Source organism: Pelomonas dachongensis, from assembly GCF_043555865.1.
Taxonomy (GTDB): Bacteria; Pseudomonadota; Gammaproteobacteria; order Burkholderiales; family Burkholderiaceae_C; genus Pelomonas; species Pelomonas dachongensis.
Genome location: NZ_JBIGHY010000002.1, coordinates 714,671 through 739,782, shown reverse-complemented (window position 1 = coordinate 739,782; position 25,112 = coordinate 714,671). Strand labels below are relative to the sequence as shown.

The window sequence follows — 25,112 nt, the reverse complement described above, 5'->3', positions numbered from 1 at the left end:
CCATGACCACCCCGATCCGCAACATCGCCATCATTGCCCACGTCGACCATGGCAAAACCACCATGGTCGACCAACTGCTGCGTCAGAGCGGCACGTTCGCCGACCACGAAAAGGTCGTCGACACCGTGATGGACAGCAACGCCATCGAACGCGAGCGCGGCATCACCATCCTGGCCAAGAACTGCGCGGTGTCGTGGGGCGGTACGCACATCAACATCGTCGACACGCCCGGACACGCGGACTTCGGTGGTGAAGTCGAGCGCGCGCTGTCCATGGTGGACGGCGTGGTGCTGCTGATCGACGCTCAGGAAGGCCCGATGCCGCAGACGCGCTTCGTGACCAAGAAGGCGCTGGCCCTGGGCCTCAAGCCCATCGTCGTCGTCAACAAGGTCGACAAGCCGGGCGCCAAGCCCGACGCCGTCATCAACGCCGCCTTCGACCTGTTCGCCAACCTCGGCGCCACTGACGAGCAGCTGGACTTCCCGGTGGTTTACGCCTCCGGCATCAATGGCTGGACGTCGCTGACCGAAGGCGCGCCGGGCGAGCAGTGGGGTCCCGACATGTCGGCCCTGTTCGACACCGTGTTGAAGCACGTGCCGGCCCAGTCGGGCGACCCGACGGCGCCGCTGCAGCTGCAGATCTCGGCGCTGGACTTCTCCACCTTCGTCGGCCGCATCGGCGTGGGCCGCATCAGCCAGGGCACCATCAAGCCCGGCATGCAGGTCACGGTCATGGAAGGCCCGGACGGCAAGGCCGTCAACGGCCGCATCAACCAGGTGCTGACCTTCCACGGCTTGGACCGCGTGCAGGTGACGGACGCCGGCCCCGGCAACATCGTGCTGATCAACGGCATCGAGGACATCGGCATCGGCGTCACCGTGACCGACCCGGCCAATCCCGCGCCACTGCCCATGCTGAAGGTGGACGAGCCGACGCTGACGATGAACTTCTGCGTCAACACCAGCCCGCTGGCTGGCCGCGAAGGCAAGTACGTCACCAGCCGCCAGATCTGGGACCGCCTGCAGAAGGAGCTCCAACATAACGTCGCGCTGCGCGTCAGCGAGACCGACGAAGACGGCATCTTCGAAGTCTGCGGCCGCGGCGAACTGCACCTGACCATCCTGCTGGAGAACATGCGCCGTGAAGGCTACGAGCTGGCCGTCTCCAAGCCCCGCGTGATGTTCAAGGACATCGACGGCGTGAAGAGCGAGCCGATGGAGCTGGTGACGGCCGACGTCGAGGAAACCCACCAGGGCGGCGTCATGCAGGCGCTGGGCCTGCGCAAGGGCGAGATGCTGAACATGGAGCCGGACGGCAACGGCCGCGTGCGCCTGGAGTACCGCATTCCCGCGCGCGGCTTGATCGGCTTCGCCAACGAGTTCATGAACCTGACGCGCGGCTCGGGACTGATCTCGTCGATCTTCGACGGCTACGAGGCCCACAAGGGCGAGATCGGCGGCCGCAAGAACGGCGTGCTGATCTCCATGGACGACGGCGAGATCTTCACCTACGCGCTGGGCAAGCTGGACGACCGCGGCCGCATGTTCGTGAAGCCGAACGACCCGGTCTACGAAGGCATGATCGTCGGCATCCACAACCGCGACAACGACCTGGTCGTCAACGCGACGCGCACCAAGCAACTGACCAACTTCCGCGTGAGCGGCAAGGAAGATGCGATCAAGGTCACGCCGCCAATCGACCTGACGCTGGAGTACGGTGTCGACTTCATTGACGACGACGAACTGGTCGAGATCACGCCCAAGAGCGTGCGCATTCGCAAGCGCCACTTGTCGGAAAACGAGCGGAAGCGCGCGTCGCGAGCCTAAAGGTCGCGACACACGCTGGCGCGGCGCCTTGGGCTCCCCCAGCCCTCTCCAGGAGGGGGTTCTAGCCCGTTGATTGCCCGCGCCCCTTTTCAGGGGCGCTCTTCATTGATGAGCCATCGATCTGCTGTTTTTCTGATGCTGCTGGTCACGCTGCTGTGGAGTTCGGCGGGCGTGGTCACACGGCACCTGGACGCGGCGCGCGGGTTCGAGATCACGTTCTGGCGCAGCGCTTTCAATGCGCTGGCGCTGGTCGTCATCCTGGGCTTCATGCGGGGCAGGGCGCTGCTGGCCGCGATGCGCGGCGCGGCCGTCTGGTCGTCGGGTGTCTGCTGGGCCGTCATGTTCACGGCCTTCATGGTGGCCCTGTCGTTGACGACGGTGGCCAATGTGCTGGTCACGATGTCGCTGTCGCCGCTGTTCACCGCGGTGTTCGCCTGGCTGTTCCTGCGCCAGCCCGTGCCGGCGCGCACCTGGGCTGCCATCGTCGTGGCCAGCGTCGGCATCGGCTGGATGTTCGGCGGCCAACTGGGCGGCCCGTTGGCCGGTGTCGTCGTCGCCTTGGGTGTGCCGCTGGCGGCGGCGACGAACTGGTGCCTGTTGCAGAAGGTCGGCCGGCAGGGCGATATGTTGCCCGCCGTGCTGATCGGCGCGCTGATCTCCGCCGCCGTCACGCTGCCGCTCGCGTGGCCGCTGCAGGCCGGCACGCACGACCTGACGCTGCTGGCCGGCCTGGGCCTGTTCCAACTGGCCATCCCGTGCCTGCTGGCCGTGCGGCTGGCGCGTGAGCTGCCCAGCCACGAGATCGCGCTGCTGGGCCAGGCCGAGACGCTGCTGGGCGTGCTGTGGGCCTGGCTGTTCGCGGGCGAACATCCGGGCAGCGCAGCGCTGATCGGCGGTAGCCTTGTGCTGCTGGCGTTGGTAGCCAACGAGGTGCTGGCGCCTTCCTCCCCCAAACCTGGTTTGAACACTGCATGAGTGAACTGATCCCGCCCCTTGCTTCGGACGGCCAGATCCTGGCCGAGGTCAACGGCTGCCTGGGCCTCATCACGCTGAACCGCCCGCAGGCGCTGAACGCGCTTTCGCTGGGCATGGTGCGCGACATGACCACGCTGCTGCGTCACTGGGCGGCCAGCCCCGAGATCGAGGCCGTGGCCGTCATCGGCGCCGGCCGCGAAGGCAAGCCGGCCGCGTTCTGCGCCGGTGGCGACATCCGCTTCCTGCACCAGGCGGCCCACGCCGGCGACCCGGCGCTGGATGACTTCTTCACCGAGGAATACCGCCTCAACCATCTGATCCACAACTACCCCAAGCCCTATGTGGCGTTGATGGACGGCATCGTCATGGGCGGTGGCATGGGCATCAGCCAGGGATCGCGGCTGCGCGTGCTGTCGGAGCGCTCCGTGCTGGCCATGCCCGAGACCGCCATCGGCCTGTTTCCGGACGTGGGTGGCGGCTGGTTCCTGGCGCAGTGCCCGGGCCATGTCGGTGAATGGCTGGCACTGACGGGCCACCAGGCCGCGGCGGCCGACGCGCTCGAATGGGGGCTGGGCGATGTCTACGTGTGCAGCGAGAACTGGCCCGCACTGATCGACGAGCTGCGCCGCGGCGCGCAGCCCAGCGCCGAGCATGTGGTCGCCACGGTCATGCAGCGCTCCGACTTGGCGCCCTTGTCCGACGGTGCCGACCTGCTCGCCGCCATCAACCGCCACTTCAGCCAGCCCACGCTGGCCGCGGTGCTGGCCTCGTTGGCCGCGGCGGAGGACACCTGGGCGCGCCAGACGCATGCGGCGCTGCTGAAGCGCTCACCGCTGATGATGGCCGTGACGCTGGAGCTGGTGCGCCGCGGGCGGCAACTCAGCCTGGCCGACGACCTGCGTCTGGAGCGCGACCTCGTGCATCACGCCTTCCACCTGCGCGGCGCGGCGCGCAGCGAGACGGTGGAGGGCATCCGCGCGCTGGCCGTGGACAAGGACCATGCGCCGCGCTGGCAGCCGGCCAGCGTGGCCGAGGTCGACCCCGCCGAAGTGGCCTCGTTCTTCGTCAGCCCCTGGCCGGCGCAGGCGCATCCGCTTCGGGACCTGGCATGAACCCCGCGGGCCCCAGCCGCTGGCGCCTGTCCGTCGCACCGATGATGGATGGCGCCGACTGAGGCGAAATAATCCAGTTAGATCAAGCGCTTAACGGGGCTGCCGATTTCGCATGTTGCACTCTTGTTGCGCCGACGCTCCGGTGACTATCTCGGGGGGGGCGTGGACTGCGTACTGGCCCGTTGTCGGTTTGAACACCTCCGACCAAGATGTGGCCGTCGCTGGAGTTGCGTTCCGCGCCGGGCGGGTGGCGGCGGTCGCGCTGTGAGCCACTGTGGACCTTGGGATCGCTCTCCTGGCGATCAGGTGGATCTCTTGGATCGTTTGCTATGGCCTCTCCGAAGCGCCGCCTTGATGGCGAAGTGTCTGGCGCGCTAGGGATCGAGCACGGTGGCGCCTCGCGCACCGACTGATGATGCGCAGTACCAAAGGACTGTTGCACCTAGCGATTGCCCCCGCGTTTTGGGTGTATTCACAAGTGTCGTGCCGTTAGCAAATTGCATTTCATTTGGTTGCAAAGTTACAATTTGAGCATTGCCTGCGCCACCCTCACCGTGGCGCACTGTGTCTGGAGACGCTCATGAGACTTGCTGCAATCCTTGCTTCGATCGTTGCGCTGATCATTAGCGCCGCGTGGCTGATCAACACTCCCGGATATGAACCTGCCGTGGCAATCGCGGCCGCGCTGGCGGCATTGGTGTCGTCATTCTTTTTGAAACGCGATGACGCTACTGGAGGTCAGAAGCAAAATCTCGGCGATAACTCAACCGGAATTCAAGCCGGGCGAGATGTGAATATTAGAGACTTCAACCAAAAGTGAGGAGATTCCATGCTGGGAGATAAGCAAAATCAAAGCGTGAGCGAGGGTGCAAACGCAATGCAAGCTGGCCGCGATATTAACTATCATGGGTTGTCTGTAAGTGAGGTCAAAGAGCTGTGCGCTCTATTTCTGCGTGACAATTTTCCTCAGTTGCGGGAGGAGGCAAAGAGGACGGCAGAGGAGCATGTGCGAGTTTTTGCACAGCGACTTGAAGGTCGATTGGTGCAGGACGCTGCTTCTATCGTGTTGGATAAGTTCCGAGAACCCGACGTTCAGGCTGCAGTTAATGACGCTGTAAAGGCGAGCGCGCGGAAGGGAGAGAAGGCGAATCCTCAGATCTTGTGCACTCTGATTTCTGAGCGTGTCGCGAAAACGAGCAATGACTTCAAAGACATGGTGATGTCAGAGGCCATCGAGGTTTGCGCACGGCTTACTAGCCAGCAGATCGGGTTGATATCGATCTTGCATGCTGTTAAGTCGATCGCTTTGAAGGGAATACCGGGCGTCGAAATTCTTGAAGGCTTTGCGACTGGCGTCTATGAGAGCTCGGTGGGAGGTTGGGGGCTCAGCCAATCTCAAAAACAGTATTTGCAGTACATGGGTGTGGCTTCAATAAATCAATTTGCTGGCGGTTCTGTTTTTGAATATAAGTCCAAAGAGTATGATTTCTTGAAGTTGGGTGGCGAGGCGGAATTCAAGTCCGTGATTAAACTAAGGGCGCCTACATATTTCCGACTTCTTGAGAGTTTTGATTCTGAGAATTTGATTCAAATCGAATTGACTAGTGTGGGCCAAGCTATCGCGATTGCAAATCTTTCGCGCCGTTTGGGGTCGATTGATTATTCAATTTGGCTTAAGTGATTTGCTTCTGAAGTCGTGCTCCCCACGTTTAGCTGCCTGGGGGAAAGAGTTGATTTGCCTCTTTTATGGCCGCGTTGCGGCGGTCATCTAGATATCTTGCAAGGTCGGAGAGGTGGATGCCTTTGGCGCTCTTCTGAGTGCCGGGGTCGATGCGAACCACCGGCAGCTTGATTTCGCCCAGCAGCGTCTTACGCAGGAACTTGTCAGCGCTGAGGTGAGGAAAATAGTCGCGGGCAACGACGTCGACGGGGATGATGGCCTTTCCGTTGTACTGGGCCATGAGTAGGAATGCGGTGTTCATCGCTGGAGACCTCGGATGCGTGCGACCAGCTCGGCGAGCTGCTCGCCAGCGGCGTCGCCGCGGCGGCCGCGGACGAAGTTGAGATAGCCCTGACGGGCCTCCGCGTTGAGGCCCGCGATGTAACGGGCCTCGCACTCATGACGCCAGGCGTCGCTGGCGCTGTTGACCTGGCGGCCGTCGATCAGCGTGGCCACGCCGGCGTGCACAGCCGGAGCGGCCGGTGCAAGAGCGTCGCCGAGCTGCATTTGTGCGCTGGGCTCGGCGTTGGCCTTGATCCAGGCTTGCACGTCGCGGGCGGCGGCCAGGTAGGCGACGCTGGGCGTCCCCTTTACTTCCTGGCCAGGATCGAACGTGCGCCAGATCCGGTCGCGCAGCGGCTTGGGCAGCTTGAACCAGTGTCGCGCGCAGCCCCACTTCGCCGGCGGTACCTGCTCGGCGCAGTCTGGCCAGTGGCAATGGTGGTCGCGGGTCTGGCCCTGCTTCCTGACGTAGTCGACCTTGTCACTGACCGAGTTCATACTAGAACCTCAACTTGACGGAGGTTGCTATGGCCAAGGACCCCGAGGCAGCGGCTTACAAGAAGCTGCTGGACTACTTCAAGTATTGGCTGTGGGTCGAGAAGCTTGCGGTGGACAGCTTGCGCGATGCGATCAAGCACAAGCGGGAGGCGGACATCGCGCAGTTCCGAGAGGACCTGGTCTATGTGTCGGCCATCGCTGCCGCGCGTCATCGACGCGCGCAGCGATATGCGCAAAGGCATTGGGGCCAGCATCAAGCGGCCTCCCTCATCTCAGGCCACGGCTCGTCGCGGTAGTTCGCGGCCGTCACCACCTGCTGCAGCAGCGGCGGCACGGCGTTGCCGATCATGTGGACCTGCTGGGCCTTGGAGAACTTGCGGCCGTCGTGGCCGCGGTCGAGGATGTAGTCGGGCGGGAAGCTCGTCGCGTTGGCCAGCTCGCGCGGCGTGAGCATGCGCAGCGTGATGTCGACGATCACGAACGGGTCGCCCTTGATCCAGACGGTGACCAGCGCCAGGCGGTCGCGCGTGGTGACAGTGTTGGCCGGGTGGCGCAGGTCGGACCACTGGCCACCCTCGCTGTAGTACTGCATCAGGAACGCCGCGCAGCGCAGCGCGCCTTCTTCGGCCTCCGCGCTCAGCGTGTACTCGACCAGTGCGTGATGCTCGCCGCCGGCGCTCACGGTCTGCAGCGGATCGCGCAGGTCGCGGGCTGAGCAGTTGTTCCGCAGCTGGGCCAGCGACGCGGCGACCAGGCGCTGCTGCGAGCCTGACGTCGTCACCGTGGACAGAGGCTCGTCGACGCCGCGGCCACAGCCTTCGTAGAAGCCGCCGTTGGCCTGCTCGACGAACGCCGTCACCAGCGCATGCTTGCCTCCGCCGGCGACGACGGTGCCGAGCGGTGCATCGATGTCCAGCGCACGCGGCGCCTGGCCAGGACGCTCGCCGTAGCCGGCCTGGATGAGCGTGGGTGCGGCGAGCATCACCTCGCCGCCCTTGGACGTCGTCACCGTCGGCAGCGGCGTGCTGATGTTGTGCACGCGGTCGCGGCCGCTGTGGGTCAGCGGTACGGTGACAGGCGTCACCAGCACCTTGTGCCCACCGCCGGCCACCACCGTGGCCATCGGCTCGCTCACGGGCCGCGGCACGTTGTTCGTCATGTTGTTGACGATGAACGGCTCGGGGTTGTCCAGCACGTACAGCTTGAGGCCGCGTGCAACGCGGCGCAGCGTCGCCGGCGCCAGATCCTTGTCGCGACCGAAGATGCTGCGGCTGGGGATGCTGAAGTCAATGCAGGTGTGTGAGGGCACCACCCGCTTCTGGCCGCGGCTGGGTCTCTCGACGTGGGTGGGCTCGGGCCAGACGATGGGCATACCGTCGCGGCGAGCGACAAGGAACAGCCGCCGGCGGCGTTGCGGCACGCCGTAGTCGGCGGCGTTCAGCACGCGCCACTCGACCACGTAGCCCAGGTTGCGGTACGCCTGCAGGTAGCGCGCCCAGGTGCGGCCGATGTCCTTCGGGTCGGGCACGAGGAACTGCTGCTGCACCGGCACGCGCTCGCCGACGGCCGCCACGGTGCCGTCGAGCTTCACCACACGGCCTGTGGCCTTGTCGCGCTTGGCGATCAGGCGGCCCCACTTCGTCACCTCGCGGACGTTCTCCAGTGTGATGACGTCGGGCTTCACGGTGCCGGCCCAGCGGATGCCGACCCAGGGCAGCGACCTGATGGCTGTGTCCCGCGGCTGGCCGCCCTTGGCCTGGCTGAAATGCGTGCAGTCGGGGCTGAGGTGGAGGTAGCCCACCGGCTGATTGCCGGTGATCTCGCGGGGCATCAGCTTGCGCACGTCCTCGCGGTAGTGCCGCGTCTGCGGGTGGTTGGCGCGGTGGCAGGAGACGGCCGTCTCGCTGTGGTTCGCCGCGATGTCGACGTGGCGGCCCAGCGCCTGCTCGATGCCCGTACAGCTGCCGCCGGCGCCGGCGAACAGCACCACCACCAGCTTGGCGGCGAGGTTCAGGATGAACTGCGGCTTCAGCATGCGGCGGCTCCTGGCTCGCCCTTGGTGGCGTCATCCGCAGCTGCGGTGGGCGTGGTGCTGGTGGCGCTGGCTTCTACACCTACGGCCGCCAGGCCGCTGGATTGACCTTCCTCACCCATCAGCCAGAAGCGGCGGAGGCCGTCCGTATCGCCGAGGAAGCCGGCCGAGTCGCCACGATGCAGGTGGAAGACCACGCTGCGGCCGCAGGCCGCCTCGTAGCCTTCGGCCGTCAGGCCGCTAGCTTTGACCGACTCCCCCGCCCCCTCGCGCAGCGCGCCGGCGGCGGGCGAACTGATCCTTTTCAGCTGTGCCTTGAAGTCGTCTTCTTCCGCTTCCCTCTCCCCGTGCTTGAGCGGGCCAGGCGGCAGGAGGGCGCGGAGCTTTGGCAGCACGTTGAAGGCGAGGCCGTTCAAGGTCTCGCCGGCATCGCCGGCGGCCTCAATCTGCCACGCCAGCTCGGCGACCTGCAGGGCATCGCGCAGCGTGGAGAGGGGCACCAGCGCCAGCTTCATGGGGCCTCCCTGGCCTGCGCCGCGGCAAACGCTTCGCCGGCCGCGTTGCGGCCCAGGCGGTTGTCTTCCTCGGCCTGGATCTGCTCGGCGGCCTGCGCCTCGGCCTGGGCCTGCAGCTCGTCGGTGCTGACGCACAGGTCGGCCGCCAACGCGACGGCGAAGTTGCTGTAGGCCTCCAGGTCATCTAGCTGGTCGTCGTTGCTCAGTTCCTCGGCCACCAGCAGCATGGCCAGCAGGTCGGCCAGCTGCCGACCGTTGAGCTTGGCGAGGTGGCGCTTGACGTTCCAGCGCCTCACGCTGGCGTTGTCGCTGCTGCGCAGCTCGGGGAGGTCGGGCGCCTGCTCGCGCACGAGCTTCATGGCCTCGGCGCTGGCGGTCAGCAGCGTGTCGGTGACGAGCAGCAGCAGGATGGCCAGCGGCGGGTGTTCGGCTTCGGCTAGCAGCTTGCACAGGTTCGCAAACAGCGTGCGGCTGAAGAGCTGGCCGGTGCGAACGGTGATGCGGCCATGCAGCTCGTCGGGAGTAAGCGGGTCGCCGATGAAATCTGGCGGCCCCTCGAACGCCGGGGCTGGTGCTGACGCTTCAGCTTGCGGCGGCGGCGCAGCTGCCGGCGAGTTCGCTTGGGCTGGCTTGGGGGCCGGCGCTGGCGGGCGCAGCAGGCCCTTGGCCTTGAGCGCCTTCTTGACGATCTTGGCCGGCACCCAGGTGACGAGCGCCTGCGTTGCGGGGTGCTCGATGGTGACGAAGCCTTTCTGCACGCTGCCGAAGATGTCGAACAGCTGGCGCTTGTCGCTGGTCAGCTCGCTGCAGGGCTCGTTGGCAGCGTAGTGGCCGCTGTCGAGCTTGACCTGGCCGCTGAGCAGCTTGCGTGCGTCTTCGCCCTGCACGATGCGGTGGCCGGCGTCGCGGCAGGCCTGCAGCAGCAGGTCGTGTGCCTCCCCGGTCTTGGCCGCGAAGCACTTGCTGTCCTGGCACATGTCGCCGGCCTTGGCGTCGCCGAACAGGTCGGGAGCGGCGCCGGTGCGCTTGGTGCACTGGTGGCAGGGGCCGGCCGCGGTGTACAGCGCGGCGATGTCGAAGCGGGCGTTGGCCAACTCCAGCATGAACTCTTTGCGCAGATAGTCCTGCGCGGCGCGCACGGTGAAGGGCTCGCCGTTGAACCCGATCAGGATGCGCTCGGTGGCGCGGCGCTGCTCGCCCTTGTCGGGCATGGTGGCGATGAAGTTGGCGATGCTGGTGGTGAGCGTGCCGGCCAGCATGGCGTCGCGCGCCTCGTCGCACAGGTTGCGCAGCGCCAGGCGGAAGTCCAACCAGCGCTTGCTCTTGCCGATCTTCAGCGCCAGGTCATCGGCGCTGACGTGCAGCTCGTCCATCAGCGCCTGCAGGCCGTCGCTCTCCTCCAGCGGGTGCAGGTCCTCGCGCTCCAGGTTCTCCAGCAGCTGCAGCTCCAGCGCCTCGGCGTTGTTGAGGTTGCGCACCAGCGCGAGGATGTGCGTGGCCTCGGCCAGCTGGCTTGCGCGCCAGCGGCGCTCGCCGGCAACGATCTCGAAGGGCGGCTGGCCGTTGCCCTCGACGAACTCCGGGTTTGGCCGCACGAGGATTGGCTGCATGACGCCGTGCTTGGCGATGCTCTCCGACAGTTCCTTGATCTTGACGGGATCGAATCGCTTGCGCGGGTTGGTGGGGCTGGGCTTGACGATGCCCAGGGGCAGGTGGCGGGCGGGTTCGGCGTCGTAGGCCGCGGCGGTGGTGGGCTGGCTCATGCGTTACTTTCTGAGCGGTTGGAAGGTGCGCCGCAGACGTACGTGCCGGGCGCGGCATTGCCTGCCAACGCGCCTCGGGCGCGGTTGGCGACGGTGGTGTAGGCGGCGCCCAGTTCGCCGCGGCTGCACAGCTGCAGCTGGATGGCGTGGACACACAGGGCCAGGTTGAAGGCCTCCAGCTCGACGGCGCGCAGGGTCCAGCTGCCGCACGTGTGGAAGCGGTCGTGCACGGCGCGCATGGCGTCGATGGCGCCGGCAAACGTGCCCGTGTGGTTGCTGGCCAACCCGAGGTTGGCGGCCATCACCTGACCGACGTTGATCGCGTCGGCGAGGTGCATCCACAGGCCCAGGCTGCCGCGGCCGGCGCGGAACTCGTTGAACGCGGCACGGGGGTTGAACAGCACGCCGCGCTGCTCGTCGTCGTTGAGCTTGACCGCACGGTTGGTGGCGATCTGCAGCGGCGTGGCCGTGACGCTCTCCATGCCCATGCCCATGCCCATGCGCTCGGTGCGCGGGCGATGTGACTTGCGGCCGGGGCGGTGTTTGGAGCGAGGCATGGCGTCAGGCGTCGTCGTCGTGCAGGAACTCGCCAGCCGCAGCAGCGCGTGCGTCGAATGCCTGTGCGCGGTCATCACGGCGGCGGCGCTCGGTGCGGCCCAACGCGCGCGGGCTCGCCGGTGCAGGGGCCGGCGCCGCGGCGGGCTCGGGCGGCAGCGTGCGGCCGTGGGCCAGGCTGCTGGCCCGCGCGGTGACGATGGCGTACTGCTTGGCCCAGCGCGCCATCTCGTCAAGCGGCGGCCAGTCGGCGCGGCGCAGTTGCGCGTAGGCGCGCTGGGTGTGCTCGGGCGTGACGACGGGTGTGTGCCGGTCGCTCATGAGGCCTCCGGGCGGTCGCAGTGGTGCTGTGCATCCGGGCCGCAGCCACCGCCCCAGGCCCGCACGATGGCCACCGGCTGCGGCGCGCCGAACTCCAGCAGCGCGGGGTGGTTGCAAACGCGCTCGATGCCGGCGTCGGCACCGTGCATGCACAGGAAGCAGGCTCGGAAGGCCACGGGCAGCTCGTCGGCCTTCAGCCAGGCCAGGGGCGCCCGTGTGGGCTGCGGCAGCGTGAGGCCGATGAGCTGGGCGCGGTTCACGGGGCGCTCCATTCCACGCAGAAGCCCTCGAAGGTCTCGAGTTGGTACTGATCGTGGAAGAACGTCAACATGTCGGCGAACGTCGCGAAGCCGTCAGCCTTGGCGAACGCCTGCTTCTCGCCGATGTCCAGCAGCTGGCCGTCGACGATCAGCTGCTGAGAGCTGGCCAGCAGGCGGATGCTGGAGACCCGTAGGGCAGGCGTGGTGCGCAGCAGCCGCACGCCGCGAGTGCGCAGTCCGGTGTAGAGCTTCAGCGTGTCGCCCGGCTGGATGCGCTTGCCGTCCTTGCGGTGCTGGCGGATGGTGCGTAACTTGGTGCCGGACTCGACGGCGGGCGCGAACTGTTTCTTAAAGTTGAGCAGGAAGGTGGCCATCACGCCCTCCCGCCCGATGGGCCCGCGGCGGCGGGTTGCCAAGCGCCCATAGGACCGCCGTCCGGGCTGGCGTAAGCAGGCGCACCGCTGTCCGTAGCGTCGGGCGTTGCCGCCTCTGCCTTCAAAACGAGTTGCGAGGCCTGCGCTGGTGTAAACGAGGGGAGGGCATGGAGCCAGGTCGTGTACCAGCCGACGGCACCGATGAGGCTGAGCACTGCCAGGCCGCGGTGCCCGTGGCGCGCCAGCTCCGGCGCGACGACGTACAGGTGCAGCGGGAAGGGCGCCAGCGCGAGGGCCATCACCAGCCCGCACAGGGCGAGGCGTGCGGGCGTCATGCTTGGCCTCCCAGCTGACGAATTAGCCGCACTAGGTGCAGTTGCTGCTGATAGCTCTCGCGCAGGTAGATGGGGCCGACCATGCCGCGCGCGCTGTAGAAGCGGCGCTCGTCGATCAGACAGTCGATGTGGAAGCGCAGGAGCGCGATGCGCAGGCGGCACCACCAGGTGAGGCTCGCTGTGGTGGTGTCAGCGCCCAGCTCAGTGCAGGCTTCGGCGGTTGCTGGCGCGTCGACATGGTGCGGGCGGCGCGTGCTAACGTGGTCGCACAGATCACAGACGCCAGGGAGGCGCACATGCGATTCGTTCTGTTCCTGACTTTCTTGGCGGCGTGCAGCATGGCCGTGATCTACGGTCTGTTCGCCACCGGCCCCTACTCTGCAGTGCTCGGCGCCCTGTGGACCTTGATAGCCCTTGTGGCTGGCATCGGCCGGGCCGTTCTGGATGCCTTGCGGCCGCAGGGCGACCAGCCCCAGCACGAAGGCGGCGGCGGCGCGAAGATGCCGGCCTGGCTGGACGGCGGTACGGGGCAGAAGTGACCTCATGCCGCCGCTCCAGTAGCCGCGGCCGATGAGGCGTCCACCTCGCGCACAGCATGCTTGGCGTCGTCAACGAGTGAAGCCAGCATGCCAGCGCCGATCTCGGCGCACTGCGGGTTGAGGGCCGCCACGCGGCGAGCCAGTGCCTGCAGCCGTGCGTTGGGCGTGAGGATCACGCGCGGCACTGGCACATACCGGCGAGTCTTCCGCCCAGCTTGGTTCAGGCGGTGGGCGTCCCACAGGGTGAAATCGCCGAACGGGAACGTGTCGTCAGGGCGGCCGAGCAGCGTGCAGAGCGCTTGCTCCGCATCTGGGCCACCTACGGCGCCGACCATGCGGCGCAGGGCTACCTCCATCAGCGCGGCGGTGCGGCCGGGCGATGTTTCTTGCTTCTCGTCAGCGAGGGAGAGTCGGAGCTTCTCCAGCGTGATCGAGACGATCTGCTGGGCGAGAGCGTTGCTGAGCGGCTTGGGCATTTCGCCTCCGTCGGTTAGACAGGGCGAATTTAGCAAACACTAAAGTGAACTGCAATAGTGTTCGCTAATTTGCTGTGCAGCGTTCGCAAAAAAACCCGCCGAGGCGGGCCGACTGCGGGCGAGGTAGGGTCAGGCGACTTGCATGGCGATGTGCCTCGCGGCTTCAACGTGGCTCTCGCATCGAACCAGATTGACCCCGCGGGCGCGCGCTTCAGTGGCTAGGAAATCCCAGGACGCGTGGAACGTCTCGACTTCACGTTGTGAGTGCACGGTGAGTGCCTTGGCGCCAGGGCAGCCCAGCACAACATCCGCGCGATTGACGGGCAGCAGTTGCTCCCGGCGCACGGCCTCCAGGTCAAAGATCTTCGTCTTGAGCGCGCGGCAGTCGGCGGCAGCGCTGCCCGGCCGCAACAGGCCAAAGTTGGCGACAAAGCCGCCCCGCATGAAACCGAACTGCAGCGTCTTGCGCGCCACCTTCACCCGGGCGCGGAACTCCTGCGGGTTGAACTTGAGCGTCGCCATGTGCGTCAGCAGCTCGGCGCGCACGTTGTCGGCCCATTCGTCAAATGCCATGCTGGAGGCGCTGGGCCGGGCCGGCGCGGCGCCGAAGCCGGACACGCCCAGGCCTGAACTCATGCGCAGGCCCACGTCGAACAGCTCTGCAGCGTCGCGAGCCACGCCGTCATGCTCCGTGCCGAAGGCGAATCCGCCGAATGGAGGCTCGAGTTTCTCCACGGGCACGCCTTCGTCGAGCTGACGCTGCAGCTCCACGATGGTTGTGGTGGCCATCGCCAGCATGCCTTTGCCGGCCGAGGCGCCGAACAGTGTGGAGTAGACGGATGGCGCGATGGCGGCCCTCACACTGGCGCGGCCCGACTCGGCCTCTCGAACAATGATTGCGACGGTGATGCGCTCCCCGCTGCCGGGCACGGTCTCCATGAAGACCGGCCACCACGATGCGGCGAAGCTGGGCAGGTCAAAGGGTTGCATGGGGCGTCTTGGGTGGGACGTTCGGCGCTAGCGCCAGGTACCGTTGTTCAGGGAGTGCTCGTTCGCTCAGCAGACGGTCCAGGTGCTCGAGCCGCTGCTGAAGAAACAGCACCAATTCAGCATACAACGCGCTCCCTCCTTGCACTACCGCTAGAACGCCGGGGGGGTCATCAAGGCGAAGGCGATGAAGGGCCGCGGAGCGCCGGCGCAAGCGGTCAAGCAGGTGTTTGCGCTCTTTCGTGTCCAGCCCTTCCAGCAGGCGCCCCGCCAGCCAGTTGGTGAGCGCGGCTGCGGGATCGATGCCGGGAGGGAGCGCCGCTTCGTGGTCAATGAAGATGGGGCCTTGCTCGGGGCAGATGAGAATGTCTGACGGGCTTCGCACGTCGTTGCCGATCCATTCATCGAACACGCAGGAGAGGTCCGCCACCTTGGTGGCGGACAGGATGGACAGCAGCGTCTCCAGGTTGCGCAGCGGCCTGGCCAAGCCACGTTCGCCGGCAGCCGCGCTGGCAAACACGAGCATGCGTTCGCCGCGCGGTCTCCCAACGTGATGGGGCTGCACCTGGCAGAGGTAGGCTGGTGGGCTTTTCAGTCCGATGGCTGCCGCGATTTGCGCTGCGAGCGCTTCCACCAGCATAGAGCGGGTGGGCAGGCCGAGCTTGACGTAAAGCATCACGGGCTGGCCGAGCTCGTCATAACCATGGCACTGCCAGATTTCGTTCCGCGAGCCGTTCACGGGTTGCCCCAGGCCGCCCGTGCTGGCAAAACCGAGCCCGAGCAGGCTAGCTTGAAGAGCGACGACGTTCTGTGCCGCCTGCGTTGTTGTTCCTGGCATGTGCTTCCTCCGCTCGCTCGGCCATCTGTCGCAGCCGGTCGTCTTGTTCAGGCGCAATGGGTGCGCCAAGGGGCTTGCCGGGGGCGCCCAGCAACTCAGCCAAGCGCTGCCGGTAGGCTGGCGCGTTGGTGTCAATCAACATCGGCAGCAGCTGGCGGAGTTCTGTACGAGCCGAGCACGCTGCGAGGGCGTCGAGAACCATCGTCAATGCGTCATTGAGCGTTGACCCAGTGCTGGAGGTAGTCACGGCGTGCTGTGGGGGCGGATCGGAATCGAGCCACCCCGAGGGAATGCCTAACTTCTCTTCGCAGTTGCGGGCACCCCGGCTGCCAAAGCTGTAGCCGCCGATGACTTGCGACAGGTAGCTCTGATAACTCGGCTTAAGCCTGCGCGACGAGACCACAGCGCTCGCGCCTCCGTGCCCGGCGAGCCATTCCGCCAGTCGGCTTCTTCGATGGGCTTGCAGTTCGTCTTCATTCACCGAGCAGACGTTAGCCAACACTAAAAAAGCGTTCACTTGTCAGCTTGCATTAGTGTTTGCTAAAGTCAACTCACTATGAGCATCACCATCGACGACCTCGGCGGCACTAGCGAAGTGGCCCGGCTTGCCCGCGTGGCGCCACCGTCCGTCACAGCATGGCGCAAGCGCGGCATCCCGCCGGAGCGGTGCCCCGACATTGAGCGTGGCCTCGCCGGCAAGTTCGTTTGCGAGCAGATCTGCCCCGACACGCGGTGGGTAAGGGTGCCCGACCCGGACTGGCCGCATCCCAAGGGCCGACCATGCATCGATGTTGCTGGGCCTGCGAGCGAGTGCCAGCATGCGGCGTGACAGCTGGCACCCGCCCATGGCACGGGCGGGTCGTCTCGACGTGCGGCAGCCAGACAAGCGCCCGAAGGCTTCATCGGCGGGCCGGGTCGTCATCGACATCGGCTGTGATGGTCTGGTGTCAGTGAGTTCGACAGCCAATGGTCGATTCGACGCTGCATACCCGCCGATGGCAGCTGAGCGGCTGTTGGATCGGGTGCTGCCCGAGCTGCTTCGTGAAGCGGCCGAGCAACGTTTGCGTCGGTGCAAGTGGGCGGGGTCATGCTTCACATAAGCGCGCTTTGGACCGCGCTGATGAAGCCGGGTCCGTGCTCGATTGCTTTGTCGATTACGCCGCTGATCGTCCTTGAAAGGACGTGGTCGGATGCGTTCGAAAGCAAGGTTTTCAAACGCGATTTTTCTTCCGCCGGGAGCGTGCTCGCATCGATCTTGGCCGCCAGCAGCGCCTTGAGGGTCTCTGCCTCCAAGCGCACGGTGACCATCTTCCCCTTGGCGGTCAGGCCGCCGTCTTCCTCTAACGAATCCGCTCCCTTCATGGTGATGGTCGCAAGGGCAATGGAAGGCTGGCCAGAAACGCTGGGCGACATCTTCAGGGTAATGAAGCCGTGTTGCTCTAGGTACAGCAGGTTCCTCTTTGTGTCCAAAGAGTCGGGCCGCAGGTCGTCGCCATGTATTCCGCTGGGGAATGCATCCTTCAGGCGAACAAGCAACTTGCGCTGCAGCTCTGGATTGATCCAGCTCGATGACTGTTCCATAGATGCCCTCCCTGGGCTTCTGAGTTTTGGAATGCACAGCGTATCCGAACCGAGGCGTTTCTCCCTTGCTTTGTTTCTCTCCCATGCCCGCAGTCTCGCGGTCAGGGTCACTTCAAACCATCACAACATCGAGAGGCCATTGCGATGAACGTCGCTGACGCCTGCAATGCCACCGTCCACGAGTACGAGGGCGGTGCTGATTCTTTGGGGCCGCGCATCGGCAAGCGCGGTACGTCGCTCAGTGCCGAGGTGCAGGTGCGCTCGGCCGCCGAAGTGGCCGCCATGCTCGAAGCCGGCCGCACGGTGCCGAAGTTCGGCCTGCTGGACGCGATGAAGGTCATGCGGCTGACCGGGGACCTGCGCGTGCTGAACGCCATGGCGGTCGAGCTGGGCTGCATGGTGGTGAAGCTGCCGGCGCTGGACGATGACGAGGGCCCTGCCGCCGCTGAGGTGGCCGAGGTGGCGCGCGGCTTCAGTGACCTGATGAGCGGGGTGGTGGTGTCGCTGGCAGACCAGCGCGTGACCGACCGAGAGCTGCGCGAGGTGGATCGCCAGGCGGGCCTGCTGATCGCCACCACGCAGCGGCTGTTGGCCAGCCTGGCGCGCATGAATGCCGTGCTGCACAAGTCAGCGCCAGGTGCGGCGCCGTGACGGGGCGTGCATTCGTCAGCTGGCCTGACGCGCGCTCGCTGCCCGAGCGGCCGCCGCTGACCGATGACGACGTGACGGAGCGGCGCGGCGCTGAAGACATGGCGGTGCTGCACGCCGAGCAGCTGCTGAGCGCCGCGATGCTGGATCACCAGCGCGCCGCGGCGGCAGCGCCGGCCAGCTTGCCGGGTGTCTGCACGAACTGTGGCGACGCATGCCTGCCGCGCGCGGTGTACTGCGATGACGATTGCCGGGATGACCATGAGGCGCGCGTGCAAACGCTGCGCCGGCAGGGGGCTGGTCGGTGACGGTGAGCAAGGAACAGTTGCTGGCCGACCTGTTGGCCAACATACCTGCAGCGATGCGTGAGCGCCGGCAGTGGCTGGTGTGGAAGCTGGTGCAGAAGGCGCCGGGCAAGAAGCCGTCGAAGTTGCCTTTCTACGCGAACGGGAATCCGCGCGGCTGGCCCAACGGCAAGCCGAAGGACGGCCCGGCGACCGACGGGCAGCCGAACGTGCAGCAGGGCCACGAGCTGGACCGGGCGGTGCTGGTGTCGTTTGATGAAGCCGTGGCGGTGGCGCGTGCACGCGGGCAGTGGGCGGGTGTGGGCTTCGCCTTCCTGCCCGGCGACGGGCTGCTGGGTGTGGACGTGGACCATGCCATTGATCAGGACACCGGTGAGCTGTCGGAGGCCTGCCAGCTGGTGATGGCGCTGTGCCCGAGCTATACAGAGCTGAGCGTGAGTGGCACGGGCATTCACGTCATCCTGGAGGGCCACACCGAGAAGTTCAAGGATGACCTGATCGGGCTGGAGGTGTACTGCGACTCGCAGTTCTTCACTTGCACCGGCCACCGCTGGGGCGACGGGCCGGCCGATGTGCGGCCGGTGGCGTCGTTTGCGTTGACCGCGATGCGCGCACTGGTGGAGAAGAGCATTGCCGCGCAGAAGGCGCAGCGCGAGGCCGAGCTGGCTGCGGCGGCGCCGGCGCCTGTCGTCGCGAAGCCGCAGCTGCAGGTGGTGGGCGGATCGGCGGCCCCGAAGCCGGCGAAGGCGACGAAGGCCAGCAAGGGCGACGACTTCCGGCGCGTGAACGACGAGGCGCTGGCCAAGCTGTCGTCATGGGTGCCCGTGCTGTTCCCGGGCGCCAGGGCAGATCACCGGGCGGTCGGCGGCTACCGGGTTAGCTCGCAGCTGCTGAAGCGGGATCTGGAGGAAGACCTGGCCATCACGCCGGCTGGCATCAAGGACTTCGGGCCGCTGGGCTACCCGGATGGCAAGCCGATGACGGCCATCGACTGCGTGATGGAGTGGCGCGGCCTGTCTGCACGCGACGCGCTGCACTGGCTGGCGCCGCTGGTGAGCGTGGAACTGACGCCGCCGAAGCGCGCCTCTGGATCACGCCGGCCCGAGCCGCCAGCAGAGGGGCAGGCGCGCGAGAGCGAGGCTGCTGGTTCGGTCGATGACGAGCGCGACGACGGCGACGATGAGTCCGCCGATGAAGGCGCGGACACCTCCACCACCGAGGGGGAGGGCGGCAAAGGCAAGAAGCGCAAGAAGGTGGACCCGCTGAAGCTGCAGGCGCTGTTCGGCGACTACGCGTATCAGTACGGGTCAGACATCGCATGGTGCGTGAGCAGGCTCAAGCCGGTGAAGATCGGCAACCTGCGGCACACGTTCGGCGGCGACGCGGTGCGGGTGTGGATGGCCCATGACGACCGCCGCATGGTGGAGGAAGAACACGTCGTGTTCGAGCCCGGCGTGCAGCTGGGGCCGCAGTACATCAACCTGTACGCGGGCATGCCGCTGAAGCCCCTGGAAGGCGACGTGGCCCCGATGCTGGAGCTGCTGCAGTGGCTGTGCGGCACGTCGACGGCGCCAGGCCTGGACCACAAGGACATTGCCGATTGGGTGCTGCGCTGGTGCGCGCTGCTCGTGCAGCGGCCCGGCGTGAAGATGAAGTCGGCGCTGGTGTTCCACGGGCCGCAGGGCACAGGCAAGAACCTGTTCTTCGACGTGCTGCGTGACCTGTTCGGCGACTACGGCGTGATGGTGGGCCAGACCGAGATCGAGGACAAGTACAACACCTGGCTCTCGGGAAAGATGCTGATCATCGGCGACGAGGTGGTGAGCCGCGCCGAGATGTTCCACGCGAAGAACCGGCTGAAGTGGATCATCACGCAGACGACCAAGATCCCGATCCGCGCGATGCACATGGACACGCGCTGGGAGAGCAACCACGCGAACCTCGTGTTCCTCTCGAACGAGGACATGCCGCTGGTGCTGGAGGAGGGCGACCGGCGCTTCATGGTGGTCTACACGCCCAATCAGGAGCGGGGCGACCTGTATGCGCGCGTGGTCGAGTTCCTGGCCAACGACGGGGCGAGGAAGTGGCTGCACTTCCTGCAGACCATTCCGCTGTCGGGCTTCACGCACAGCGAGGTGCCGCCGCTGACCCGGGCCAAGCAGGACCTGATCGAGCTGGGCTACCGCGCGCCGGAGCGCTTCGTCAACGAGTGGCACGGTGGTTACCTCGATCTGCCGTTGGTGGCCTGCAGCGCCGAGCAGCTGTACCGCGTCTACAAGCTGTGGTGTGACCGGGCCGGCGAGCGGTTCCCGGGCAATCAGTCCAGCTTCACGTCGGCGGCCAAGGCGTTTGCACGCAAGCGTGCTGAGTTCGATGAGGCGGGCAAGGAACGCGAGCCGTTTCTGACCATGCGCGACTTCACTGGCCCGCACCCCGACGACCCCACGCGGCGGAAGTCGTGGCGTATCTGGCTGCCGCGCGGCTGCGGGCCGCGGGACGAGGACGTGGGCAAGGGGCAGCCCTGGGAGACGCAGGGGCACTGGGCGGCCTCTGTGGTGAAGGACTTCAGCAAGCACATGTTCGCGTTCTCCGGGCGCCACCGTGGCCCCGATGACGAGGGCGATGCGGCATGAGGCGTTGCAACAGTTTCAGCGGTCGTTGCGCCGCAAACCCGCGCCGTTTCGTCGTTTCAGCTGTTTCGCCTCCCGCTCGTGTGGGCGCGTGTCGCGGGCCTCCTTTCATGCGTTGGTGAAGTTAGCGCCTTCATGCGTCCCGACCTGCTGAAACAGCTGAAACCAAGCAACGACGGGGCTTTGCGCTGAAACAGGCAATGAAACGAGAGAAACAGAAGAGGGTAGATATGGGAAAGATTCGAAGCACGAACGAGCCAGCCTGGACGCCTGATGCGGCCTATGCCATTCCTCGTCCCATTGCCGATGTGTTGGAGAACTGGGGCCGTTGGGCGGCGCCGCGGTTTGGAATCTCCCCGCACACGCACTACATGTTCCGCGGGTCGAAGTCGGGCACGCGTGGCGACATCCTCGGCATGGGTGCGCCGGCGGTGCTGGTGCAGGTGGACCCGGCGCAGGCCTGGCGCATGGAGCTGGTTATCTGCAGCGCGGACTTCCTGCCTCAGTGGCGCCAGCTGCTGGTGGCGCACTACGCGTTCAGCGCTGACCCGCGTTCGACGTGCCGCACGCTGGAGTTGCAGCGGGGCGACTACGACCACCAGGTGCACGATGCGTCGTTCTATGCGCATGGGCGGTTCGAGCGCGCCGGTCCATCACAAAAGACCGTTTGCGTTGCGATGGACACGTCGCTAAACTTCGGCCCTAACAATTGATCCCTTGGAACTCCTCGTGAGTGACGGCTGCCGGTAGGCGGCCGCCGCACGCCCGGAGGTCCACCGAGAAGCCCGCTAGGCCATGCCAGCGGGCTTTTTTCATTGGAGCGTCGCCCTTGTTCCCAGGTATCAGCATCAAGTCGGACTTCGACAAGCTGGCGTCCTGGGCCCAAGGTCTGCCCGAAGATCAGGTGCCGTTTGCAACGGCGCTCACGCTGACCCGCACCGGGCAGGACGTGAAGACCGAGATCGATAGCGAACTGCCGGTGGCGTTCGATCAGCCCACGCCGTACACGCGTGCAGGCTTCCGTCTCTACCCCGCTACCAAGACCAATCTGCGTGCGCTGGTGACGTTCCGCGAGGACGCTCGGCACTTCCTCAATGCCCAGGTCGCTGGTGGTGATCGCCGGATGAAGGCTTTGGAGCGTGCGCTGCAGGCGCTCAAGGCGCTGCCGCCCGGCATGCTCGCTGTGCCCGGTGAGGGAGCGCGGCTCGACCGGCATGGCAACGTGGACCGGGGTCAGGTGGTGCAGGTGCTCTCGCAGCTGCGCATCACGCTTACCTCGGGCTACTCGCGCAACATGAGCCACAACGCGCGCAGCCAGATCAACGCGCAGCGCCGTGCGGGTGGCCGCTTCTTCGTGCCGAAGCCCGGCTCGAAGCTGCGCCCTGGTGTCTACCAGCGAGAGCTGACGGGCAACAACATCACGCCGGTCTTCATCTTCGTGCGTGCGGCCAGCTACAAGGTCCGCCTGCCCGTGGGTGACATCGCGCGCTCGGTCATCGAGCAGCGCTTGCCCGGCAACTTCGCCACGGCCTGGCAGCAGGCCATGGCAACGGCGCGGCGGCGGTGATGGTTGCGCCCCTCTTCACCCTGCACCCCCTCGGTGCATTCGGCGGGTCCTCCCCCACCCCCCGCCCCCCGCGGGTAGTTCGGGCCTCGTGCTTTCTGCGTTTATGGGCTCTAGAAGTTACTGAACCGCCCCGGTTCAGTGGTTCAGTTCACCCCCAGCGCGCGGGAGTTCAGTCGTGACGGCGGTCAGCAAGAAGGACTTCGCCGAGCTGTACGGCTGCGGCAAGCCCTACGTGAGCCAGCTCGTGAAGGACGGGCGCCTCGTGCTGACGGAAGACGGCCGCCAGGTCGAGGTCGAGAAGAGCTTCGAGCTGCTCGGCGTCACCAGCGACCCCAGCAAGGCCGGCGTGCGCGAGCGCTGGGCCGCCTATCGCGCTGGCTCGGAAGCCCCAGGCACTGCCACCGCAGCAGCGATGCCGCCGGCAGCGCCCATCGCGCAGGGAGAGGCTGGTCAACTCACGCTCGACGACCTGCCCGCTGCCGCCGCACCGTCGGCACCCGCCGAGGCGCCACGCAGCACCGCTTATCACGACGCGCGGACCATGCGCGAGCAGGCCCAGGCCCGGATGGCGCAGATCGAGTTGGGTAAGCAGCTCGGCACCGTGCTCGACGCCGAGACCACGCTGCGCGCCGTCATGGATGCCCACGTCGCAGCCCGCGCCGAGATCATGAAGCTGCCAGACCGCCTGGCCCAGCTCGTCGCCCCGCAGAGCAACCCGCGCGCTTGCTTTGAAATCATCCGCGCCGAATGCGAGCGCGCGTGCCAGCGCATGGTCGACGCCGCTCGCGGCCTCGCCAACGCCGAGCAACTGGCCCAGGCCAACGCTGCGGCGCCGGCAGCCGAATCCCAGCCAGCAGAGGTCCCCGCATGAGCATGCGTGACGGCTACCTGGCAGTGATGGCCGCAGTCGCGCTGGCCTGGACCCTCCCGCCCGACATCACCGTCAGCCAGTGGGCAGACCAGCACCGCGTCCTGCCCGACGACTCTGCGGAGCCCGGCCAGTGGCGTACGTCGCGCAACCCGCTCCTGCGCGAGCCCATGGACGCGCTCAGCGACCACCACCCCTGCAGCACCGTCACCACGATGGCCTGCTCGCAGGATGGGAAGAGCGAGATCCTGAACAACTGGGCCGGGTACACCGTCCATCATTCGCCCGCCAGCTTCCTGTTGGTGCAGCCCGACGAGAAGGCAGCCGAGCGCTACAGCAAGAAGCGCATCGGCCCGATGCTCGAGAAGAGCCAGGTCCCGGTGCCAACCGATGTGCTGGGCCTTCTGGACCCGGGCGAGAGCCAGAAGAAGCAGCCACTGTTGGCATTGCTGACGGCCGACGAGGTCCTCGACAAGTACTTCCCCGGCGGCTTCATCATGCTGGCCGGCGCTGGCTCCGCGTCTGCGCTCGCCTCGACTCCCATCGAACGCCTGGCGCTCGACGAGATCGACAAGTTTCCGACCAACGTCCAGGGCCAGGGCTCCGCACGCAAGCAGGCCGAGCAGCGGTCCGTCACCTACGTCCGCTCCAAGAAGTACTACAGCAGCACCCCCATCAAGCTGCCGCTGGACGATGAGGATGCCGTCGGCGGCTCTGAGATCTGGCGCCTCTACCAAGCCGGCAGCCGTGCCCACTATCACGTCCCGTGCCCGCACTGCCACCAGCTGCAGGAGTTGCTCTTTCAGCACCTCCGCTGGGAAAAGGAAATCGACGCCAAGGGCGTGAAGCGGCACAAGCCGGAGACTGCTGTCTACATGTGCCAGGCCGAGGGCTGCGGCCTGGCCATCGAGGAGCACCACAAGACCGCCATGCTCGCCGACGCCCCGATGGGCGGCACTGCGCGCTGGGTCCACGAGCGCCCCTGGATCACCGACCACCTCAGCTACCACTGGAACGCGCTCTACACCCCCTTCGGCCTCGGCCGCAGCTGGGCCGACATCGCCAAGGAATGGCTTGAAGCCTGCCGCGACCGCAGCAAGCTGATGACCTTCTGGAACCTCATCCTCGGCCTGCCCTTCGATGACCACGCTGACCGGCTCAGCGAGAAGGACATGGAGCAGGCCGCCGAGAACTACCCCCTGCGCCAGGTGCTGCCGGGCTACTTCATCCTCGGCGGCTCGGTCGACGTTCAAACCGACCACCTGGACTTCATGGTCCGGGCCTGGGGCCCCAACGAGCGCAACCACGTCGTCGACCGCGTCAAGATCTACGGCGACCTCGAAACCGAAGAGCCCTGGGCAAAGCTCACCAAGCTGCGCCACGAGACCTTCCCGAACTGCGCCGGCTTCCACCTGCGCATCGTCATGACCGCCATCGACACCGGCGGCGACCACACGCAGCGCGTCTACAAGTACCTGCAGCAGAACCGCAACGACAACGTCATCGGCGTCAAGGGCCACAGCCTGCGCAAGCAGCCCATCCTCGGCAAGCCGTCCAAGAAGGAAGCGAAGAACGGCCACGGCATCGCGGCCAAGTACGGCCTCTCCATCTGGATGGTCGGCACCGACACCGCCAAGGAAGCGCTGTTCCTGCGCCTGGCCGACTGGGCCGACCACCCCTTGGGCAGCCCCACCGTCGACCAGCGCCTCGTGCGCCTCACCCAACAGCTCGGCCCCGAGTTCTTCCGTGAACTCACCGCCGAGGTCTACAACCAGCAGACCGGCCTCTGGGACAAGATCCGCACGCGCAACGAGGCGCTCGACCTGCTCGTCTACGGCCACGCCGCCGTCTGCCATCCGCACGTCCGCGTCGACAAGCTCACCGCTACCGACTGGGCGCTCTACGCGCAGCACCTCGAGCCTCTGAACCACGACCTCTTCAACCAGGCCGCCGCCCCGTCCGCAGAGCCCGAGTCCGCCGCCGTTGGTGCCGCCTTGGCTGCGCCTGCCCAACAGCAAGCGCCCGCGCCGTCCCCAGCCCCACAACCCGCTCCCGAGCCGCAGCCCCGCGGCTGGCTCGACGGCACTGACGACTGGCTCAACTGA

General features: G+C 66.4%; 30 protein-coding genes. 15 read left to right on the top strand and 15 right to left on the bottom strand.

Going from position 1 to position 25,112, the window contains the following annotated elements; translation table 11 throughout:
* The first annotated feature begins 2 nt into the window (after positions 1–2).
* The 5 genes from typA to ACG02S_RS07970 all read left to right on the top strand — a co-directional run bounded on the left by typA (position 3) and on the right by ACG02S_RS07970 (position 5,594).
* A complete protein-coding gene (typA, locus tag ACG02S_RS07990; RefSeq protein ID WP_394469915.1) occupies positions 3–1,826 on the top strand; it encodes a translational GTPase TypA in 1,824 nt (607 codons plus the stop codon).
* A 108-nt stretch (positions 1,827–1,934) separates the two neighbouring features.
* Positions 1,935–2,801, top strand: a complete 867-nt coding sequence (locus ACG02S_RS07985) for a DMT family transporter (protein WP_394469914.1) — start codon at positions 1,935–1,937, stop codon at positions 2,799–2,801.
* Positions 2,798–3,913, top strand: a complete 1,116-nt coding sequence (locus ACG02S_RS07980; protein WP_394469913.1) for an enoyl-CoA hydratase/isomerase family protein — start codon at positions 2,798–2,800, stop codon at positions 3,911–3,913. The genes ACG02S_RS07985 and ACG02S_RS07980 overlap by 4 nt, the downstream gene beginning before the upstream one ends.
* A 580-nt stretch (positions 3,914–4,493) precedes the next feature.
* Positions 4,494–4,733, top strand: a complete 240-nt coding sequence (locus ACG02S_RS07975; RefSeq protein WP_394469912.1) for a hypothetical protein — start codon at positions 4,494–4,496, stop codon at positions 4,731–4,733.
* 9 nt (positions 4,734–4,742) lie between these two features.
* Positions 4,743–5,594 carry an LPO_1073/Vpar_1526 family protein gene (locus tag ACG02S_RS07970; protein ID WP_394469911.1) on the top strand — a complete coding sequence of 284 codons (852 nt, stop codon included), beginning with the start codon at positions 4,743–4,745 and terminating at the stop codon, positions 5,592–5,594.
* A gap of 28 nt (positions 5,595–5,622) precedes the next feature.
* On the opposite strand, the gene ACG02S_RS07965 is transcribed toward ACG02S_RS07970, so the two are convergent.
* Together ACG02S_RS07965 and ACG02S_RS07960 are read right to left on the bottom strand one after the other, a co-directional pair.
* The gene (locus ACG02S_RS07965; protein ID WP_394469910.1) at positions 5,623–5,895 is read right to left on the bottom strand and encodes a pyocin activator PrtN family protein; all 273 of its coding nucleotides are present in this window, start codon (positions 5,893–5,895) and stop codon (positions 5,623–5,625) included.
* Positions 5,892–6,413: a DUF7696 family protein gene (locus ACG02S_RS07960; RefSeq protein ID WP_394469909.1), complete on the bottom strand. Its 522-nt coding sequence runs from the start codon at positions 6,411–6,413 to the stop codon at positions 5,892–5,894. The genes ACG02S_RS07965 and ACG02S_RS07960 overlap by 4 nt, the downstream gene beginning before the upstream one ends.
* Before the next feature lie 29 nt (positions 6,414–6,442).
* Between ACG02S_RS07960 and ACG02S_RS07955 the strand changes: the two genes are divergently transcribed.
* The gene (locus ACG02S_RS07955) at positions 6,443–6,709 is read left to right on the top strand and encodes a hypothetical protein (protein ID WP_394469908.1); all 267 of its coding nucleotides are present in this window, start codon (positions 6,443–6,445) and stop codon (positions 6,707–6,709) included.
* Here the strand turns inward: ACG02S_RS07955 and ACG02S_RS07950 are convergent.
* Genes ACG02S_RS07950 through ACG02S_RS07915 form a run of 8 tightly spaced genes read right to left on the bottom strand, consistent with a single transcriptional unit; the run spans position 6,667 to position 12,568 of the window.
* Positions 6,667–8,448 carry a DNA cytosine methyltransferase gene (locus ACG02S_RS07950; RefSeq protein WP_394469907.1) on the bottom strand — a complete coding sequence of 594 codons (1,782 nt, stop codon included), beginning with the start codon at positions 8,446–8,448 and terminating at the stop codon, positions 6,667–6,669. The two genes, ACG02S_RS07955 and ACG02S_RS07950, sit on opposite strands and share 43 nt — an antisense overlap.
* On the bottom strand, positions 8,442–8,960 hold the full coding sequence (locus tag ACG02S_RS07945; protein WP_394469906.1) for a hypothetical protein: 519 nt from the start codon (positions 8,958–8,960) through the stop codon (positions 8,442–8,444). Before ACG02S_RS07945 ends, ACG02S_RS07950 begins: the two co-directional genes overlap by 7 nt.
* Positions 8,957–10,723 (bottom strand): ParB/RepB/Spo0J family partition protein, encoded by a 1,767-nt coding sequence (locus ACG02S_RS07940; RefSeq protein ID WP_394469905.1) that lies wholly within the window; start codon positions 10,721–10,723, stop codon positions 8,957–8,959. Before ACG02S_RS07940 ends, ACG02S_RS07945 begins: the two co-directional genes overlap by 4 nt.
* Positions 10,720–11,280 carry a hypothetical protein gene (locus ACG02S_RS07935; RefSeq protein ID WP_394469904.1) on the bottom strand — a complete coding sequence of 187 codons (561 nt, stop codon included), beginning with the start codon at positions 11,278–11,280 and terminating at the stop codon, positions 10,720–10,722. Before ACG02S_RS07935 ends, ACG02S_RS07940 begins: the two co-directional genes overlap by 4 nt.
* A 4-nt stretch (positions 11,281–11,284) precedes the next feature.
* Positions 11,285–11,599, bottom strand: coding sequence for a hypothetical protein (locus ACG02S_RS07930; RefSeq protein ID WP_394469903.1), 315 nt, complete (start codon positions 11,597–11,599; stop codon positions 11,285–11,287).
* Positions 11,596–11,859 carry a hypothetical protein gene (locus ACG02S_RS07925; protein ID WP_394469902.1) on the bottom strand — a complete coding sequence of 88 codons (264 nt, stop codon included), beginning with the start codon at positions 11,857–11,859 and terminating at the stop codon, positions 11,596–11,598. Before ACG02S_RS07925 ends, ACG02S_RS07930 begins: the two co-directional genes overlap by 4 nt.
* The gene (locus tag ACG02S_RS07920; protein WP_394469901.1) at positions 11,856–12,233 is read right to left on the bottom strand and encodes an ASCH domain-containing protein; all 378 of its coding nucleotides are present in this window, start codon (positions 12,231–12,233) and stop codon (positions 11,856–11,858) included. The genes ACG02S_RS07925 and ACG02S_RS07920 overlap by 4 nt, the downstream gene beginning before the upstream one ends.
* Complete coding sequence (locus tag ACG02S_RS07915) at positions 12,233–12,568, bottom strand: hypothetical protein (RefSeq protein WP_394469900.1); 336 nt, start codon at positions 12,566–12,568, stop codon at positions 12,233–12,235. Before ACG02S_RS07915 ends, ACG02S_RS07920 begins: the two co-directional genes overlap by 1 nt.
* Before the next feature lie 35 nt (positions 12,569–12,603).
* Here ACG02S_RS07915 and ACG02S_RS07910 point away from each other — a divergent pair, with 35 nt between their 5' ends.
* Positions 12,604–13,107 (top strand): hypothetical protein, encoded by a 504-nt coding sequence (locus ACG02S_RS07910; protein WP_394469899.1) that lies wholly within the window; start codon positions 12,604–12,606, stop codon positions 13,105–13,107.
* 2 nt (positions 13,108–13,109) lie between these two features.
* Here ACG02S_RS07910 and ACG02S_RS07905 read toward each other — a convergent pair whose 3' ends face one another.
* The 4 genes from ACG02S_RS07905 to ACG02S_RS07890 form a co-directional block, all read right to left on the bottom strand.
* On the bottom strand, positions 13,110–13,583 hold the full coding sequence (locus ACG02S_RS07905; RefSeq protein WP_394469898.1) for a hypothetical protein: 474 nt from the start codon (positions 13,581–13,583) through the stop codon (positions 13,110–13,112).
* A 129-nt stretch (positions 13,584–13,712) separates the two neighbouring features.
* Positions 13,713–14,573 (bottom strand): hypothetical protein, encoded by an 861-nt coding sequence (locus ACG02S_RS07900; protein ID WP_394469897.1) that lies wholly within the window; start codon positions 14,571–14,573, stop codon positions 13,713–13,715.
* Positions 14,560–15,408, bottom strand: a complete 849-nt coding sequence (locus ACG02S_RS07895) for a hypothetical protein (RefSeq protein WP_394469896.1) — start codon at positions 15,406–15,408, stop codon at positions 14,560–14,562. The genes ACG02S_RS07900 and ACG02S_RS07895 overlap by 14 nt, the downstream gene beginning before the upstream one ends.
* Positions 15,356–15,925, bottom strand: a complete 570-nt coding sequence (locus tag ACG02S_RS07890) for a hypothetical protein (RefSeq protein WP_394469895.1) — start codon at positions 15,923–15,925, stop codon at positions 15,356–15,358. Before ACG02S_RS07890 ends, ACG02S_RS07895 begins: the two co-directional genes overlap by 53 nt.
* A 39-nt stretch (positions 15,926–15,964) precedes the next feature.
* Between ACG02S_RS07890 and ACG02S_RS07885 the strand changes: the two genes are divergently transcribed.
* Positions 15,965–16,237 (top strand): YdaS family helix-turn-helix protein, encoded by a 273-nt coding sequence (locus ACG02S_RS07885; protein WP_394469894.1) that lies wholly within the window; start codon positions 15,965–15,967, stop codon positions 16,235–16,237.
* Positions 16,238–16,500: 263 nt separating this feature from the next.
* Here ACG02S_RS07885 and ACG02S_RS07880 read toward each other — a convergent pair whose 3' ends face one another.
* Entirely contained in the window at positions 16,501–16,989 is a 489-nt protein-coding gene (locus tag ACG02S_RS07880; protein ID WP_394469893.1) for a hypothetical protein, read from the bottom strand.
* A 144-nt stretch (positions 16,990–17,133) separates the two neighbouring features.
* Here ACG02S_RS07880 and ACG02S_RS07875 point away from each other — a divergent pair, with 144 nt between their 5' ends.
* The 7 genes from ACG02S_RS07875 (at position 17,134) to ACG02S_RS07845 (ending at position 25,112) form a co-directional block, all read left to right on the top strand.
* Positions 17,134–17,640, top strand: a complete 507-nt coding sequence (locus tag ACG02S_RS07875; protein WP_394469892.1) for a phage regulatory CII family protein — start codon at positions 17,134–17,136, stop codon at positions 17,638–17,640.
* Complete coding sequence (locus tag ACG02S_RS07870) at positions 17,637–17,945, top strand: hypothetical protein (RefSeq protein WP_394469891.1); 309 nt, start codon at positions 17,637–17,639, stop codon at positions 17,943–17,945. The genes ACG02S_RS07875 and ACG02S_RS07870 overlap by 4 nt, the downstream gene beginning before the upstream one ends.
* The gene (locus ACG02S_RS07865) at positions 17,942–20,575 is read left to right on the top strand and encodes a DUF5906 domain-containing protein (RefSeq protein WP_394469890.1); all 2,634 of its coding nucleotides are present in this window, start codon (positions 17,942–17,944) and stop codon (positions 20,573–20,575) included. The genes ACG02S_RS07870 and ACG02S_RS07865 overlap by 4 nt, the downstream gene beginning before the upstream one ends.
* 227 nt (positions 20,576–20,802) lie before the next feature.
* Positions 20,803–21,285 carry a hypothetical protein gene (locus ACG02S_RS07860; protein WP_394469889.1) on the top strand — a complete coding sequence of 161 codons (483 nt, stop codon included), beginning with the start codon at positions 20,803–20,805 and terminating at the stop codon, positions 21,283–21,285.
* Positions 21,286–21,401: 116 nt separating this feature from the next.
* Positions 21,402–22,139 (top strand): hypothetical protein, encoded by a 738-nt coding sequence (locus ACG02S_RS07855; RefSeq protein WP_394469888.1) that lies wholly within the window; start codon positions 21,402–21,404, stop codon positions 22,137–22,139.
* A gap of 175 nt (positions 22,140–22,314) precedes the next feature.
* A complete protein-coding gene (locus ACG02S_RS07850) occupies positions 22,315–23,010 on the top strand; it encodes a hypothetical protein (RefSeq protein WP_394469887.1) in 696 nt (231 codons plus the stop codon).
* Positions 23,007–25,112 carry a phage terminase large subunit family protein gene (locus ACG02S_RS07845; RefSeq protein WP_394469886.1) on the top strand — a complete coding sequence of 702 codons (2,106 nt, stop codon included), beginning with the start codon at positions 23,007–23,009 and terminating at the stop codon, positions 25,110–25,112. The genes ACG02S_RS07850 and ACG02S_RS07845 overlap by 4 nt, the downstream gene beginning before the upstream one ends.